Annotated in this window: 15 protein-coding genes; 8 read left to right on the forward strand and 7 right to left on the reverse strand. The window is 72.6% G+C overall.

The annotated features are described in order from the left end of the window. Window positions 1-242 precede the first annotated feature (242 nt). Window positions 243-689: a cyclic nucleotide-binding domain-containing protein gene (locus ABZX85_RS28690; protein WP_355874455.1), complete on the forward strand. Its 447-nt coding sequence runs from the start codon at window positions 243-245 to the stop codon at window positions 687-689. A gap of 21 nt (window positions 690-710) precedes the next feature. Here ABZX85_RS28690 and ABZX85_RS28695 read toward each other — a convergent pair whose 3' ends face one another. After that, window positions 711-1,994, reverse strand: coding sequence for an MFS transporter (locus ABZX85_RS28695; protein WP_355874457.1), 1,284 nt, complete (start codon window positions 1,992-1,994; stop codon window positions 711-713). Window positions 1,995-2,063: 69 nt separating this feature from the next. Next, window positions 2,064-2,678: a LysE/ArgO family amino acid transporter gene (locus ABZX85_RS28700; protein WP_355874460.1), complete on the reverse strand. Its 615-nt coding sequence runs from the start codon at window positions 2,676-2,678 to the stop codon at window positions 2,064-2,066. A 69-nt stretch (window positions 2,679-2,747) separates the two neighbouring features. Between ABZX85_RS28700 and ABZX85_RS28705 the strand changes: the two genes are divergently transcribed. Beyond that, window positions 2,748-3,635 (forward strand): LysR family transcriptional regulator ArgP, encoded by an 888-nt coding sequence (locus tag ABZX85_RS28705; protein WP_355874463.1) that lies wholly within the window; start codon window positions 2,748-2,750, stop codon window positions 3,633-3,635. Window positions 3,636-3,654: 19 nt separating this feature from the next. On the opposite strand, the gene ABZX85_RS28710 is transcribed toward ABZX85_RS28705, so the two are convergent. After that, window positions 3,655-4,362: a TetR/AcrR family transcriptional regulator gene (locus ABZX85_RS28710; protein WP_355874466.1), complete on the reverse strand. Its 708-nt coding sequence runs from the start codon at window positions 4,360-4,362 to the stop codon at window positions 3,655-3,657. 114 nt (window positions 4,363-4,476) lie between these two features. On the opposite strand from ABZX85_RS28710, the gene ABZX85_RS28715 reads away from it, so the two are divergent. Beyond that, window positions 4,477-5,694, forward strand: coding sequence for a saccharopine dehydrogenase C-terminal domain-containing protein (locus ABZX85_RS28715; RefSeq protein WP_355874469.1), 1,218 nt, complete (start codon window positions 4,477-4,479; stop codon window positions 5,692-5,694). 17 nt (window positions 5,695-5,711) lie between these two features. Here ABZX85_RS28715 and ABZX85_RS28720 read toward each other — a convergent pair whose 3' ends face one another. Next, the gene (locus ABZX85_RS28720; RefSeq protein ID WP_355874472.1) at window positions 5,712-7,094 is read right to left on the reverse strand and encodes a M1 family metallopeptidase; all 1,383 of its coding nucleotides are present in this window, start codon (window positions 7,092-7,094) and stop codon (window positions 5,712-5,714) included. Between the two features lie 124 nt (window positions 7,095-7,218). Between ABZX85_RS28720 and ABZX85_RS28725 the strand changes: the two genes are divergently transcribed. Continuing rightward, window positions 7,219-7,566, forward strand: coding sequence for a DUF488 family protein (locus ABZX85_RS28725; RefSeq protein ID WP_355874475.1), 348 nt, complete (start codon window positions 7,219-7,221; stop codon window positions 7,564-7,566). 40 nt (window positions 7,567-7,606) lie between these two features. On the opposite strand, the gene ABZX85_RS28730 is transcribed toward ABZX85_RS28725, so the two are convergent. Then, window positions 7,607-9,280, reverse strand: coding sequence for an FAD-binding dehydrogenase (locus tag ABZX85_RS28730; RefSeq protein WP_355874478.1), 1,674 nt, complete (start codon window positions 9,278-9,280; stop codon window positions 7,607-7,609). Window positions 9,281-9,293: 13 nt separating this feature from the next. Beyond that, window positions 9,294-9,908 carry a helix-turn-helix domain-containing protein gene (locus ABZX85_RS28735; RefSeq protein WP_355874481.1) on the reverse strand — a complete coding sequence of 205 codons (615 nt, stop codon included), beginning with the start codon at window positions 9,906-9,908 and terminating at the stop codon, window positions 9,294-9,296. A 127-nt stretch (window positions 9,909-10,035) separates the two neighbouring features. On the opposite strand from ABZX85_RS28735, the gene ABZX85_RS28740 reads away from it, so the two are divergent. From ABZX85_RS28740 to ABZX85_RS28755, 4 genes are read left to right on the forward strand one after another with little or no spacing between them, the layout of a single operon-like run. Next, window positions 10,036-10,659 (forward strand): alpha-ketoglutarate-dependent dioxygenase AlkB, encoded by a 624-nt coding sequence (locus ABZX85_RS28740; protein WP_355874484.1) that lies wholly within the window; start codon window positions 10,036-10,038, stop codon window positions 10,657-10,659. A gap of 51 nt (window positions 10,660-10,710) precedes the next feature. Continuing rightward, the gene (locus tag ABZX85_RS28745; protein WP_355874487.1) at window positions 10,711-11,898 is read left to right on the forward strand and encodes an acyltransferase; all 1,188 of its coding nucleotides are present in this window, start codon (window positions 10,711-10,713) and stop codon (window positions 11,896-11,898) included. Between the two features lie 53 nt (window positions 11,899-11,951). Further along, window positions 11,952-12,698, forward strand: a complete 747-nt coding sequence (locus ABZX85_RS28750) for an MBL fold metallo-hydrolase (protein WP_355874489.1) — start codon at window positions 11,952-11,954, stop codon at window positions 12,696-12,698. 9 nt (window positions 12,699-12,707) lie between these two features. Further along, a complete protein-coding gene (locus ABZX85_RS28755; RefSeq protein WP_355874492.1) occupies window positions 12,708-13,943 on the forward strand; it encodes a DUF4032 domain-containing protein in 1,236 nt (411 codons plus the stop codon). A gap of 6 nt (window positions 13,944-13,949) precedes the next feature. Here the strand turns inward: ABZX85_RS28755 and ABZX85_RS28760 are convergent, their stop codons facing one another. Further along, on the reverse strand, window positions 13,950-14,804 hold the full coding sequence (locus ABZX85_RS28760) for a universal stress protein (protein WP_355874494.1): 855 nt from the start codon (window positions 14,802-14,804) through the stop codon (window positions 13,950-13,952). Between the last annotated feature and the right edge of the window lie 27 nt (window positions 14,805-14,831).

Consider the following 14,831-nt stretch of genomic DNA (forward strand, 5'->3'; position numbering starts at 1 on the left):
ACTTGGGCCGGTTTTCGGGAAAGATGAAAGTGAAACAGGTCACTCAACCCGCTTGGGGCTACGCGAAATCTCCCTCGATGGTTTACGGTTCATACATACGGGGTGCACGGAGTCGAGACTTCACTCCTCCGGACATCACCGTGTGACAGCCCTGGCTGGCTTCCCCCGTCCAGCCAGGGCTTTCCCCTTTCTTCACACACGCCGAGGTGCCCCGGGCGCCGTCACGGGCTCCAATGGAACGCATGACCAGAGCGACCAGACTCCTGACCGCCCTCGATCCGCCCCAGCGCGAGCGCCTGCTCTCCCTCGCCGAGGAGGTGTCCTTCCCCGAGGACACCCGCATCTTCGAGGCGGGCGGCCCGGCCGACCGCTTCTGGGTCCTGCGCTCCGGCGCGGTGAGCCTCGACCAGCAGGTCACCAGTCAGCAGCGGGTGACGGTCGCGAGCCTCGGCTCCGGCGACCTCCTCGGCTGGTCCTGGCTCTTCCCGCCGTACGTCTGGGACTTCGGCGCGGAGGCGTTCAGCCCGGTCCGCGCCTACGAGTTCGAGGCGGCGCCGGTGCTGCGCCTGTGCGAGGAGGACCCGGCGCTCGGGCTGTCCCTGGTCCGGCTGGTGGCGGAGATCCTGGCGCACCGGCTGGAACTGACGCGCGGCAGACTCCTGGAGGCGCACCGCAGGGGGAGTCTGTAGGCGGCCCGGCGCCCCCGGGGGTCAGATGCGGTAGCGCCGCAGCGCGGGCAGCGCCGCCGCGATCCCCAGCATCACCACCACGACCAGCACCCCGCCGCCCGTGACGGCCGCCCGGGGCCCGAAGGCGGCGCCCGCCGTGCCGTGCAGCACGTCCGCGAGCCGGGGTCCGCCCGCGACCACCACGGTGAACACCCCCTGCATCCGCCCCCGCATCTCGTCGGTCGCCGCGGACAGCAGGATCGCCCCGCGGAACACCATCGACACCATGTCCGCGACCCCGGCGACGATCAGGAACGCCACCGAGAACCACAGGTTGAGGCTCACCCCCACCAGCGCGATCGCCGCGCCCCAGGCGACGACGGCCCCGATGACCATCACCCCGTGCCGCCGTATCCGCGAGAACGTCCCGGAGAACAGCCCGCCCAGCACGGCCCCGACGGGGATCGCCGCGAACAGCAGGCCGAGCGCGAGGCCCTCGCCGTAGGACGCGTACGTCTCGGCGGCCATCTGCGGGAACAGCGCCCGGGGCATCCCGAACACCATCGCGATGACGTCCGCGAGGAACGACAGCAGCAGCACCTTGTGCCGGGATATGTACCGGAACCCCTCCACGATCTCCCGCACCCCGGCCCGCCGCCTCCCGCCCCCGTCCAGCGGCGGCAGCGAGGGCAGCCGGTGGACGGCCCACACCGTCACGCACAGCGCGACCGCGTCGATCAGGTACAGCTCCGGCAGCCCGACGACCGGGATCAGCGCCCCGGCCAGCAGCGGACCGGCGACCAGGCCCGTCTGCATGACGGTCGACCCGAGCGCGTTGGCGGCGGCCAGCTCCTCCGGCGGCACCAGCCGCGCGATCGAGGCGTTGCGGGCGGGCGAGTTGAGCCCGAAGAACGCCTGCTGCACGGCGAGCAGCACCATCAGCACCCCGACGTTGTCCAGCCCCGAGAACGCCTGCACCCAGAACAGCAGCGAGGTGACGGCGATCCCCGAGTTCGTGATCAGCAGCAGCTTGCGCCGGTCCATCGCGTCGGCGACGGCCCCGCCCCACAGCGCGAACACCACCATCGGGACGAGCCCGGCGAGGCTCGCGTACCCCACCCACGCGGACGACCCGGTGATGTCGTACACCTGCTTCGGCACGGCGACGGCCGTCAGCTGGCTGCCGACGGCCGTGACGATCGTCGACGTCCACAGCCGCCGGTAGGCGGGGCGCCGCAGTGGCCGGGTGTCCATCGCCCAGCGCCGCCATCCCTTGCGGACGGGCGCCGGTTCGTCGACCGAGGGGCTGCTCTCACTGGTATCCACGCGCACCCTGCTTGCTGGTTACATCTTTCGCTGGCGGGGATCAGTGTCGCAGCCCGCGGGGGGCCACCGTCAGCTGCCCGCGATCAGCGTGACGCCCAGCACGATCATCGTCGCCGCGACGAACCCGTCCAGCACGCGCCAGGCGGCCGGCCGGGTCAGGAACCGGCTCAGCAGCCGCGCGCCGAACCCGAGCGCGGCGAACCAGCACAGGCTCGCGGCGGCGGCGCCGAACCCGAACGTCCAGCGCAGGGAGCCCCGGTCGGCGGCGATGGAGCCGAGCAGGAACACGGTGTCGAGGTAGACGTGCGGGTTGAGCCAGGTCAGCGCGAGGCAGGTGAGCACCGCCCGCTTCACCGACCCGGCCGTGTCCCCCTCGGCCGCCAGCGCCCCCTGCGGTCGCACCACCCGGCGGACGGCCAGCGCGCCGTACCCGAGCAGGAAGGCTCCGCCGACCCAGCCGACGGCGGTCAGCACCCCCGGCCACGCCACCACCAGCGCGCCCACTCCCCCGATCCCGAGGGCGATCAGGAGCGCGTCGGACAGGGCGCAGATCGCGACGACGGGCAGGACGGCGTCCCGGCGGACACCCTGGCGCAGGACGAACGCGTTCTGGGCGCCGATGGCGACGATGAGCGACAGGCCGGTGCCGAATCCGGCCACGGCGGCGGTGAGAGCTGGGGACATGCCGTCCACGGTACGAAGTGGATCACTACGCGTACAGCTAAAGATTCTTACGTAACATTAGCTCTCGTGATGACGGATCTCCCTCTCGACCAGGTACGGACCCTCCTCGCCGTCGTCGACGAGGGCACGTTCGACGCGGCGGCCTCGGCGCTCCACCTGACGCCGTCCGCCGTCAGCCAGCGCGTTAAGGCGCTGGAGCAGCGGACGGGGCGGGTCCTGCTGCTGCGCACCAAGCCGGTACGGCCCACGGAGTCCGGTGAGATCGTCGTGCGGTTCGCCCGGCAGCTCGCCCGGCTCGAACGCGACACGCGCTCCGAGCTGGGCATGAGCGGCGAGGGCGAGGCGACGCGCGTCTCCGTCGCGGTGAACGCGGACTCCCTGGCGACCTGGTTCCTGCCCGCCCTCGCCGGGGTCCCGCAGGAGCCGCGCCTGTACTTCGAGCTGCACCGCGAGGACGAGACGCGTACGGCACAGCTCCTGCGGGAGGGGCTCGTGATGGCGGCGGTGACGGCGTCGGCGGAGGCGGTGACGGGGTGTGTGGTGCGGAGGCTGGGGACGATGCGCTATCTCGCCTGCGCCGGCCCCGAGTTCGCCGCCCGCCATCTCACGGACCCGCTGCCCGAGTCGCTGCCGCGGGCCCCGGTGATGGTCTTCGACCGCCGGGACGGCCTCCAGGACACCTTCGTACGGCGCCTCGGCGCGGGCGGTGCGAGCGGTGTGCGGCACGCCGTCCCCAGCTCGGAGGGGTTCCGGGACTCGGTGGTCGCCGGGCTCGGCTGGGGCATGATCCCCGAGGTGCACGCCGAACCGCTGGTCCGCGAGGGCCGGTTGGTGTCCCTCGCGCCGGACCGGCCGCTGGATCTGCCGTTGTACTGGCAGCAGTGGAAGCTGGACTCCCCAGCGCTCGCGTCGGTCGCCGAGGCGGTGACGGCCACGGCGCGGGCGTTCCTGCGCTGACCGGACCCGGCGTCTCCCCCTATGCCGCGCCCTCCGCCAGCCGCGCCTCCGCGCTGTCCAGCAGCATCTCCAGCGCCGTCGGGTACGCGCTGGTCACCATGTACGTCGTCAACAGGGGCGCCGCCTCCGCGATCCGGGGATGCGTGCTGGCCGGCAGGCGCGCGTAGGTGGACTGCCACTTCGCGTCGTCGGCCCGCTGGGAGGCGCGCGGCAGGGCGAGGGAGGCCGCGTCGAGGGCCGCGAACCCGAGGGTCTGGTCGATGAACGCGTGGTAGATGCGGACGGTCTCGGCCAGCGGGAACCCGGCCCGCCGCAGCACGTGCAGGACGGCCTCGTCGGCGGCCAGCTCGTTCGCGCGCCCGGTCACCCGGCTCGCCGTGAGCTGCGCGGCCTGCGGATGCGCGACGTACGCCTCGTAGATCCGCAGCCCCACGGCGTACAGGTCGGCACGCCACTCCCCCGTCGGCCTCCACCCCTGGAGCGCCTGCCCGATGAGGGCGTCGCCGATCGCGAGGGTCAGGTCGTCCATGCCCCGGAAGTAGCGGTACAGGGTGCTGGGGTCGCAGTCGAGGGCGGCGCCGAGGCGGCGGGCGGTGAGGCCGGCACTGCCGTGCTCCCGCAGCATCCGCAGCGCCGTGTCGACGATGAGCGCCTCGGAGAGGACCGTGCCGCTCTTGGTGGGCCGGCGCCGCCGGCGCTTCTCCTCGGGGACGACCTGTTTGGCCACGAACCCTCCTCGCCCGTCCTTATGCCAACGCCATTGACCTTACGCCACCCCAGCACCTTTGATGCTCACAAGGCGCGCGCACCCCTGTAGCGACAAATCGACAGGAGCCTTGTCATGCGTGTACTGCTCGTAGGAGCCGGTGGCGTGGGTACCGCCATCACCCGGATCGCCGCCCGGCGACCGTTCTTCGAAGCGATGGTCGTCGCCGACTACGACCCCGCCCGTGCGGCTGCGGCCGTGGCGGCGCTGGACGGCGACGACCGTTTCACGGCGGCGTCCGTCGACGCCTCCGACCAGGCGGCCGTCCGTGACCTGCTGGTCCGGCACGGCTGTGACGTGCTGCTCAACGCGACGGACCCGCGGTTCGTCCTCCCTCTGTTCGAGGCGGCCCACGCCAGTGGCGCCACCTATGTCGACATGGCGATGTCCCTGTCGCACCCGCACCCGGACCGCCCGTACGAGGAGTGCGGGGTGAAGCTGGGCGACGCCCAGTTCGCGCGGGCCGGGCAGTGGGCGGAGTCGGGCGCACTGGCGCTGGTCGGCATGGGCGTGGAGCCCGGCCTCTCGGACGTCTTCGCCCGGTACGCGGCGGACGAACTCTTCGACGACATCGAGGAGATCGGCATCCGCGACGGCGCGAACCTGACGGTCGACGGACTCGACTTCGCGCCGTCCTTCAACATCTGGACGACGATCGAGGAGTGCCTGAACCCGCCGGTGGTCTACGAGGCGGACCGGGGCTGGTACACGACCGCGCCGTTCAGCGAGCCGGAGGTGTTCGACTTCCCCGAGGGCATCGGGGAGGTGGAGTGCGTGAACGTCGAGCACGAGGAGGTGCTCCTCGTGCCGCGCTGGGTGGACGCGCGGAAGGTGACGTTCAAGTACGGGCTCGGCAAGGAGTTCGTCGACACCCTCAGGACGCTGCACCGCCTGGAGCTGGACCGTACCTCCCCGGTGACCGTGCCGACGGCCGGCGGTCCGGTCGCGGTCTCGCCCCGGGACGTCGTCGCGGCCTGCCTGCCCGACCCGGCATCCCTCGGGGACCGCATGCGCGGCAAGACGTGCGCGGGCACGTGGGTGCGCGGCACGAAGGACGGCGCGCCGCGCGAGGTGTACCTCTACCACGTCGTCGACAACGAGTGGTCGATGGCCGAGTACGGCAGTCAGGCGGTCGTCTGGCAGACGGCCGTGAACCCGGTCGTCGCTCTCGAACTCCTCGCGGGCGGCGTCTGGTCGGGCACCGGCGTCCTCGGCCCGGAGGCGTTCCCGGCGCGGCCGTTCCTGGACCTGCTGACGGAGTACGGCTCACCGTGGGGCCTGCGCGAGCAGTGAGCCGTACGCCCGTACCCCTAGGGGAGTGTCGGTTTGCCCGCCGTGTAGAGCCAGGTGTGGAACAGCGGGCCGAGGTTCTTGCCGGAGATCCGCTCGGCGAGGCGCTGGAACTGGGCTGTGGTGCCGTTGCCGCCCCGGTGTTCGGCCGCCGAGGACCGCAGGACGCGGAAGAAGGCACGGTCTCCGACGGTCTTGCGCAGGACGTGCAGGGTCATGGCGCCCCGCGCGTACACGGGCCGGGCGAAGATGTTGGCCCCGCTGCCGGGGTTCCCCGGCGGGAACGCCCACAGTCCGTCGCCCGCCGGGCTGGCGTACAGCGCGTCGAACGTCTTCTGTGCGCTGTCCCCGCCGTGCTGCTCGTCGTAGAGCCACTCCGCGTACGTCGCGAAGCCCTCGTTGAGCCAGATGTCCTTCCACGAGGTCAGCGAGACGGAGTCGCCGAACCACTGGTGGGCGCTCTCGTGGACGAGGGTGGAGAGGTCAGGCGCCCTGTCGTACACCGGCCGGGTCTGGGTCTCCAAGGCGTAGCCGACCTGGGGGGCGTGGTCGACGATCGATCCGGCCGCGCGGAACGGGTAGGGCCCGAACAGCTTGCTCTCCCAGTCCAGTACGGCCGGCAGCTGCCTGGTGACCGGCTCCGCCGCGTTCGCCTCGCGCGGGTCGATCGCGTCGTACACCTTCAGACCGCTCTTGGTCGTGTACTGGCGGACCTTGAAGGTGCCGACGGTCGCGGTGGCGAGGTAGGCGGCCATGGGTTCGGCCTGGTGCCAGCGGAAGGTGGTGCGGCCGTTCCTGGTGCGCTGGCCGACGAGGACGCCGTTGGCGACGGCCGTGCGGCCCTGCGGGACGGTGAGGGCGAAGTCGTACGACGCCTTGTCCAGGGGGTGGTTGTTCGCGGGGAACCAGGTCATCGCGCCCTGGGGCTCCCCGGCGACGAACGCGCCGTCGTCGGTGGGAATCCAGCCGTCGGCCGAGCCGTCGGGGTCGGTGACCGGGGCGGGGGTGCCCTGGTAGGTGACGGTGACGCGGAAGGTCCGGCCCTTGCGCAGGGGGCGGTCCGGGGTGACGACCAGTTCCTGGCCGGAGCGGCGGTGCGCGGCCCTGCGGTGATCGACCGTCAGGCCGGTGACGGTGAGGCCGCTGAGGTCGAGGTCGAAACGGGTGAGGTCCTGGGTGGCGCGGGCGGTGAGGACGGCGGTGCCCGCCAGGTGCTTCGTGCCGGGGTCGTAGGCGAGCGTCAGGTCGTAGTGGGAGACGTGGTAGCCGCCGTTCCCGGCGAGCGGGAAGTAGGGGTCGCCGACGCCGGCGTCCCCGACGGGGCCCGCCGCCGCGGGGCTCGCGGCGATCAGTACGGCGGTGAGGGCGACGGGTACTGCGAGGGCGGGACGTCTGTGGGGCACGGGCGCTCCTCGGTGAGGTGGGGTCAAACGCCCCTCACACTAGGGAGAAGACCCCTGCCGTTCGTCCCCCATTCAGGTCAAACCACGGAGTGTGATCACCTTTCGGGGGCCTAGGCTCACCCGTATGAGCGTCCGAGTCCGCCGTGTCTACGACCCCGCCGAGCCGGACGACGGGCTCCGCGTCCTCGTCGACCGCCTCTGGCCTCGCGGCCTGACCAAAGAGGCGGCCCGTATCGACGAGTGGCCGAAGGCCATGACTCCGTCGACCGAGCTGCGCCGCTGGTACCACGCGGGCGAGGGCTCGTACGAGGAGTTCGCACGGCGGTACGAGGCCGAGCTGACCGCCCCCGAGGCGGCCCGGCTCCTGGAACAGGTCCGGGAGTGGGCCGCACGGGGGCCGGTGACACTGCTGACGTCGGCGAAGGAGCCGGGGAGCAGTCATGCGGCGGTGCTGGCGCGGGTGTTGAGCTGAGGGGCTGTCAGTCGCCCCCTCAGCCCACTCCCCTCTCACCTCACCGCGTCTGCTCCGCCGCCGCCCTCCCCGCGGCCCGCCCCGAGAACAGGCAGCCTCCGAGGAACGTGCCCTCCAGGGCGTTGTAGCCGTGGACGCCTCCTCCGCCGAACCCGGCGACCTCACCGGCCGCGTACAGCCCCGCGATCGGCGTGCCGTCCGCGGCGAGCGCGCGGGAGTCGAGGTCGGTCTGGATTCCGCCGAGGGTCTTGCGGGTGAGGATGTGGAGCTTGATGCCGATGAGCGGGCCGGCGGAGGGGTCGAGGATGCGGTGCGGGGTGGCGACGCGGCCGAGGCGGTCGCCGATGTAGCGGCGGGCGTTGCGGATGCCCTGGACCTGGGCGTCCTTGCTGTAGGGGTTGGCGATCTGGAGGTCGCGGGCCTTGATCTGCCGGCGCAGGGTGTCCGCGTCGAGGAGGGGCTTGTCGGTGAGGCCGTTCATCTTCTCGACGAGCCGCTCCAGGGTGTCGGCGATGACGAAGTCGGCGCCGTGGTCGAGGAACGCCTGCACGGGGGCGGGAGCGCCCTTGCCGAGGAGCCGGTCGCGGAGCACCGCCTTGCGGTCCTTCGCGGTGATGTCGGGGTTCTGCTCGGACCCGGAGAGCGCGAACTCCTTCTCCACGATCTTCTGCGAGAGCACGAACCAGGAGTGGTCGTACCCGGCGATGTCCTCGGTGGTCCTCAGGTGCTTGAGCGTGCCGAGGGTGTCGTAGCCGGGCAGGCAGGGGTCGGGCAGGCGGCGGCCGAGCGCGTCGAACCACATCGAGGACGGTCCGGGCAGGATGCGGATGCCGTGGCCGGGCCAGACCGGGTTCCAGTTCTGGATGCCCTCGGTGTAGTGCCACATCCGGTCGCGGTTGACGAGCCGGACGCCCGCCTCCGCGCTGATGTCGAGCATGCGGCCGTCGACGTAGGCGGGGACACCGGTGACCATCTCGGCGGGCGGCGTGCCGAGCCGCTCGGGCCAGTACCGGCGGACGATGTCGTGGTCGCCGCCGATGCCGCCGGAGGTGACGACGACGGCCTGCGCGGTGAGTTCGAACTCCCCGATCGCGTCCCGGTTGGAGGCCACCCCGCGCGCGGAGTCGTCAGGAGCCAGGACCGTGCCGCGCACGCCCTTGGCCGTGCCGTCCTCGATGACCAGTCCGTCGACGCGGTGGCGGTGGTGGAAGGTGAGGAGCCCGTCCTTGGCGGCCTGCTTGGCGTACTTGACGAAGGGTTCGACGACGCCGGTGCCGGTGCCCCAGGCGACGTGGAAGCGGGGGACGGAGTTGCCGTGGCCGTCGGCGCGCAGGTCGCCGCGCTCGGCCCAGCCGACGGTGGGGACGAAGGAGATGCCGTGCCCGGCGAGCCAGGTCCGCTTCTCGCCGGCCGCCCATTCGACGTAGGCGCGCGCCCAGCGCACCGCCCAGGAGTCCTCGTCCTCGGTGCGGTCGAAGCCGGCGCTGCCCTGCCAGTCGCTCCAGGCGAGGTCGAGGGAGTCCTTGATGCCGAGGCGGCGCTGTTCCGGGGAGTCGACGAGGAAGAGCCCGCCGAAGGACCAGTACGCCTGTCCGCCGAGGTTGGCGGCGTTCTCCTGGTCGACCAGGGCGACCCGGCGGCCCCTGCTGGTCAGTTCGTGCGCGGCGACCAGTCCGGCGAGTCCGGCTCCTACGACGATGACGTCCGCGTCCATGACGCCCGTCCCTTCATCCGATGGTGTCGCTGCCGTCCGTCAGCAGCGCGGTGAGCAGTTGTTTCAGCCAGGCGCGGGCGCGCTCGACGTCTTTGTCCAGCAGGAGTTGGGTGGTGACGCCGTCGTAGGCGGCGATCACCGCGTGCGCGGCGGCGGGGGCGGTGCCGAGGACCGGGGGGACGGGCGTCTCGGCGAGCCGGTCGGTGATGGCGCCGCGCAGGCGCGCGCGGTGCCCGAGGAGGGTCTCGGCGACCTCCGGGTCCCGGGCGGCGTGCACGAGGAAGTCGGTCTTGACGAGCAGCCAGTCGTGGTCGAGGAGGAGGACGTCCGTCACGCGGTCGACGGCCTGCGGGACGTCGAGCCCGGGGCCGTCCTGCGCGAGGGCCCCGGCGACCTGGTCGGCGATGAGGTCGGCGCGCTGGCGGTAGAGGGCGAAGAAGAGTTCGTCGAGGCTGTCGAAGTTGGAGTAGAAGGCGCCCCGGCTGTATCCGGCGGCCTCGCAGATCTCCTCGATGGAGACCCGGCCGAACCCCTTGGCGGCGAAGACGTCGAAGGCGGCGGCCAGGAGCTTGGCGCGGGTGCGGACCCGGCGTCGCGTGACGCGCGGGGCGGGCTCGCCGTCGGTCATCTCCGTACCTCACCTCCCTTCGCAACCTTGTTCCATACGCGAATGTATCGGATACACCGATGTATCGAACAGGGTCTCGACGATTTCCCACTCGAACGGGTATTCGATTCAGGGTTACCCTGGGCTCATGCCCCACCTCCAGCCGTCCCTCTTCGACCAGACCGACGACCCGCGCCTGAGCCCGCTGGCCGCCGCCCGCCGCACCCACCTCGACGCGAGCGCCTGGATCGACGTCCTCCCCGGCTGGCTGGCCGGCTCGGACACGCTGTTCGAGGAGCTGGCGCGGACCGTCCCGTGGCGGGCCGAGCGGCGGACGATGTACGACAGCGTCGTGGACGTCCCGCGCCTGCTGGCGTTCTACGGCGCGGGCCGGGCGCTGCCGCACCCGGTGCTGACCGAGGCGCGGGAGACTCTGTCGGCGCACTACGCGCGCGAGCTGGGCGAGCCGTTCGTGACGGCGGGCCTGTGCCACTACCGGGACGGCCGCGACAGCGTCGCCTGGCACGGCGACCGGATCGGCCGGGGTGCCCGGGAGGACACGCTGGTCGCGATCCTCTCCGTGGGCGCGCCCCGTGACCTGCTGCTGCGTCCCGTGGGCGGCGGCGAGGCGGTGCGCCGTCCGCTGGGGCACGGCGACCTGATCGTGATGGGCGGCTCCTGCCAGCGCACGTGGGAGCACGCGGTGCCGAAGAGCACGCGCGCGGCGGGGCCACGGATCAGCGTCCAGTTCCGCCCGCGCGGGGTGCGATGAGGTGTGCCGGAGCCCTGTCGTCCGCGCGCGGGAGCGCCGACACTGAGCCGGGTGACCGCCCGACGTGGGGAACTCGACGCGCTGCGCACGTTCGTGGTGATCGGGCTGGTCTTCTTCCACGCGGGGCTGGTGTTCGCCACCGAGGGCGACTTCTACGTCCGCAACCGGGAGCGGACCGAGGTGGTGACGTTCCTCGCCGGGTTCGGGGTGGTCTGGGCGATGCCGATGCTGTTCCTCGTCGCGGGGACCGGCGCCCGGTACTCGGTGCGCCACCGGGGTGCGGGCGGGTTCGCCCGGGAGCGGCTGCTGCGGCTCGGGGTGCCGCTGGTGTTCACGACGCTCGCGCTCAACCCGCTCCCCCAGTGGCTGCGGCTGCGGGCGGCGGACCCGTCGTACACGGAGTCGTACTGGCGTTTCTGGCCACGTTTCCTGACGGTGCGCCTGGACCCGGCGGACTTCCCGTTCGTCGTCGACGGGCGCTATTTCGAGACCGGGCATCTGTGGTTCGTGCTCCTGCTGCTGGCGTTCTGTCTGCTGCTGGCCCCGTGCGCGGCACGGCTCGCGGGGCTCGCCGACAGGGTGGCGCCCGCCGTGGCACGCCGTCCCGCGCTGCTGCTCCTGCCGCTGGTGCCGCTGCTCCTGATCCACGTCCTGGCGGGTATGGAGGTCCAGTACGCGGCCTGGCACCACTGGGCGTGCCTGGTGTTCTTCCTGTACGGCTTCACGCTCGCCGGGGACGAGGGGGTGCGGGCGGCGATGCGGGCGGCGGCCCGGCCGCTCGGGATCGCGGGGGCGGTGCTGTTCGCGGCGACGACGCCGGGGTTCGCTGCGGACGAGGACCCGTTCACGGCGTGGACGCCGCTCGCGCTGGCCACCCGCGCGCTGTTCACGGCGGCCGGCTGGTGCCTGGTCCTGGCGATCCTGGGACACCTGGACCGGCCGCGCCCCCGGGAGGACGGTGCCGGGGAGCCTCCGGGGCGGGTGAGGGCGTATCTGGGGGCCGCGGCGCTGCCGTTGTACGTCCTGCACCAGCCGGTGGTGGTCGCGTACGCCTACGGGATCGTCGGCCGGCAGGCGCCGATCGTCGTCGAGTACGCGGCGATCGTGGCGGCTTCGCTGGTGACGGTGCTCGTGCTGTACGAGTGGGGGGTGCGCCGTACGCGGGTGACGCGGTTCCTGTTCGGGATGCGGCCGGGGCAGCCGGAAGCGGCCACCCCTCCACCGGAGCCCGCCCGCTGATCTGCTTTGCTGTGGGTGATCCGCTCGGACCTCACCCCCCACAGGACCAGCACATGCAGCCAGACGTACAGCAGGTCGCCGACGGGACGTATCTCGTGCGCGGCAGCAACACCAACTGGGTCGTCCTCGGCGACGGCGACGCGGTCACGCTCGTCGACACCGGCTACCCCGGTGACCGCGAGGCGCTCCTCGCCTCCCTCACGGCGGTCGGCAGCGCCCCGGAGGCGGTGGCGGCGGTGCTCGTCACCCACGCCCACTCCGACCATCTCGGCAACGCGGAGTTCCTGCGCTCGGCGTACGGCACGCCCGTGTACCTGCACGAGGCGGAGGTGCCGCACGCGCGCCGGGAGTTCCTCCACCAGGTCACGGTCGGGACGGTGCTGAGGAACGGCTGGCGGCCCGGTGTGCTGCCGTGGGCGGTGCACGCGATCCGCTCGGGCGGCACCACCGACACCCGGGTGGCCTCCCCGCAGGCGTTCCCCTCGTCCGGCGCGCTGGACCTGCCGGGCCGTCCGGTGCCGGTGCACACCCCGGGGCACACCCTCGGCCACTGCGCCTTCCACCTGCCCGGCATCGGCGCGGTGATCTCCGGAGACGCCCTGGTCAGCGGCCATCCGACGTCCCGCCGGAAGGGTCCGCAACTGCTGCCCGACATGTTCCACCACGAGCGGGAGAGGGCCGTCGCGTCCCTCGCCGTGTTCGAGGAGCTGGACGGCGACGTCGTCCTTCCGGGGCACGGTCCGCTGCACCGGGGCGACATCGGCGATGCCGCACGTCGGGCGCGGGGGCAGGACGTTTAAGGTCAGGCCATGGCTTTGCAGATAAGTGCGACGACTCCGGAGCATCCGGCCCTCCTGCTGGAGCTGCCGTGGGACGTTCCGCTGGAGGAGTGGCCCGAGGAGGTTCTCGTCCCGCTGCCGCGCGGCATCTCGCGGCACGTCGTGCGCTACGCGCGCGCGGGTGACGAGGTGATCGCCGTGAAGGAGCTGGCCGAGCGGCCCGCCCTGCGCGAGTACGAGCTGCTGCGCGACCTGGACCGGCTGGGCATCCCGGCGGTCGATCCGCTGGCCGTCGTGACGGGCCGCACCACCGAGGAGGGCGAGCCCCTGGAGTCGGTGCTGGTGACCCGGCACCTGGGGGGCTCGCAGCCGTACCGGTCGATGTTCGAGACGACGATGCGGCCCGCGACGATGCACCGGCTGATGGACGCCCTCGCCGTCCTCCTGGTCCGGCTGCACCTCGCCGGGTTCGCGTGGGGCGACTGCTCCCTGTCCAACACCCTCTTCCGCCGCGACGCGGGCGCCTACGCGGCGTACCTGGTGGACGCCGAGACCGGCGACCTGCACCCGCAGCTGTCCACCGGGCAGCGGGAGTACGACGTCGACCTCGCGCGCGTCAACATCAGCGGCGAGCTGCTGGACCTGGAGGCGTCGGGCGCCCTGCACCCGTCGATCGACGCGATCGAGTTCGGCCAGGAGATCTTCCGCCGCTACGGCGAGCTGTGGGAGGAGCTGACCCGCACCTCGGTGTACCCGGCGGGCAAGTACCACTTCATCGAGCGGCGCATCCGGCGCCTCAACGAACTCGGTTTCGACGTCGCCGAGATGCAGATCGAGCACTCCTCCAACGGTGACACGGTCACGTTCGTGCCGAAGGTCGTGGACGCCGGCCACCACCAGCGCCAGCTGCTGCGGCTGACGGGGCTGGACACGGAGGAGAACCAGGCCCGGCGGCTGCTGAGCGACCTGGAGTCCTGGATGGCCACCCAGGACGACTACGCCCCGGGCGACCCCCTCGCCGCCCGCCCGGAGGTGCTGGCGCACCGCTGGGTGCGGGACGTGTTCCGGCCGACCGTGCGCGAGGTGCCGATCGAGGTGCGCGGCCAGATGGACCCGGCGGAGATCTACCACGAGCTGCTGGAGCACCGCTGGTACCTGTCCGAGCGCGCGCAGCACGACATCGGGCTCGACACGGCCGTCACGGACTACATCAAGAACATCCTGCCCAAGGCCCGCGAGACCCTGGTGCCGACGCTCCCCGAATAAGCGGGTTCAGGCGTGCGGCACCACGGCCACCGGGCAGGGCGCGTGGTGCAGCACGCCGTGCGCGACGGACCCGATCCGCGCGCCCACGGCCGTCCGCCGGGCCCGCCGCCCCACGACGACGAGCTGCGCCGCCCGGGCCGCCGCGAGGAGCACCTGCCCGGCGCTGCCCATCTCGACGTGCTCGACGACGGGCACCTTCGGATACCGCTCCCGCCAGGGCCGTACGGCGTCGGCGAGGGCCTGCTGCTCGTACGGCTCGGGTCCGCCGACCTCGTCGAGGAGCCGGAGGGAGCCGGGGCTGTAGGCGAACAGCGGGGGCAGCGTCCAGGCGCGGACGACGCGGACGACGGCTCCGCGCGCGGCGGCCGTCCCGAACGCGAACTCCAGGGCGGCGGCGCTGTCCTCGGGCTCGCCCTCCTGCCCCACGACGACGTCCAGCCCGGCGGCCTCGTGCGCCGCGTCGTCCCCGGCGCGCACCAGCACGACGGGGTGGGCGGCGTCCGCGACGACCTGCTGCCCGACCGAGCCGAGCAGGAACCCGACGACCGCGCCGTGTCCGCGCGAGCCGAGCACGAGGAGGCCCTCGGCGCCGGTGAGCGTCTCGACGACGGGGCCTTCGACCGAGTCGGTGACGACGTCGAGCCCGGGATGCCGTCCGGCGGTCTCCCGGGCCGCCGCGGCGACCGCGTCCCGGGCCCAGCCCTCCTGGGTCGCGTGGTCGACCGTCGCGTCCGGGTGGACCTCCCAGGCGTGGACGATCCTCAGCGCCCTGTCCTGCCGTACGGCCTCGCGGGCCGCCCAGGACAGGGCGGCGAGGCTCTCCTCGGTGCCGTCGAAACCGGCCGTGATCGGGGCCGTCATGCGGTCGCCTCCCTCGGTCGTGGCCCG

Source organism: Streptomyces sp. NPDC004539 (assembly GCF_040610055.1).
Lineage (GTDB): Bacteria > Actinomycetota > Actinomycetes > Streptomycetales > Streptomycetaceae > Streptomyces.

What these genes read in the sequence shown, in the direction of transcription:
- ABZX85_RS28760 (WP_355874494.1), bottom strand. Translation starts at nt 14,804, where the DNA reads ATGACGGCCCCGATCACGGCCGGTTTCGACGGCACCGAGGAGAGCCTC.
- ABZX85_RS28730 (WP_355874478.1), bottom strand. Translation starts at nt 9,280, where the DNA reads ATGGACGCGGACGTCATCGTCGTAGGAGCCGGACTCGCCGGACTGGTC.
- ABZX85_RS28735 (WP_355874481.1), bottom strand. Translation starts at nt 9,908, where the DNA reads ATGACCGACGGCGAGCCCGCCCCGCGCGTCACGCGACGCCGGGTCCGC.
- ABZX85_RS28705 (WP_355874463.1), top strand. Translation starts at nt 2,748, where the DNA reads ATGACGGATCTCCCTCTCGACCAGGTACGGACCCTCCTCGCCGTCGTC.
- ABZX85_RS28715 (WP_355874469.1), top strand. Translation starts at nt 4,477, where the DNA reads ATGCGTGTACTGCTCGTAGGAGCCGGTGGCGTGGGTACCGCCATCACC.
- ABZX85_RS28700 (WP_355874460.1), bottom strand. Translation starts at nt 2,678, where the DNA reads ATGTCCCCAGCTCTCACCGCCGCCGTGGCCGGATTCGGCACCGGCCTG.
- ABZX85_RS28750 (WP_355874489.1), top strand. Translation starts at nt 11,952, where the DNA reads ATGCAGCCAGACGTACAGCAGGTCGCCGACGGGACGTATCTCGTGCGC.
- ABZX85_RS28725 (WP_355874475.1), top strand. Translation starts at nt 7,219, where the DNA reads ATGAGCGTCCGAGTCCGCCGTGTCTACGACCCCGCCGAGCCGGACGAC.
- ABZX85_RS28690 (WP_355874455.1), top strand. Translation starts at nt 243, where the DNA reads ATGACCAGAGCGACCAGACTCCTGACCGCCCTCGATCCGCCCCAGCGC.
- ABZX85_RS28740 (WP_355874484.1), top strand. Translation starts at nt 10,036, where the DNA reads ATGCCCCACCTCCAGCCGTCCCTCTTCGACCAGACCGACGACCCGCGC.
- ABZX85_RS28755 (WP_355874492.1), top strand. Translation starts at nt 12,708, where the DNA reads ATGGCTTTGCAGATAAGTGCGACGACTCCGGAGCATCCGGCCCTCCTG.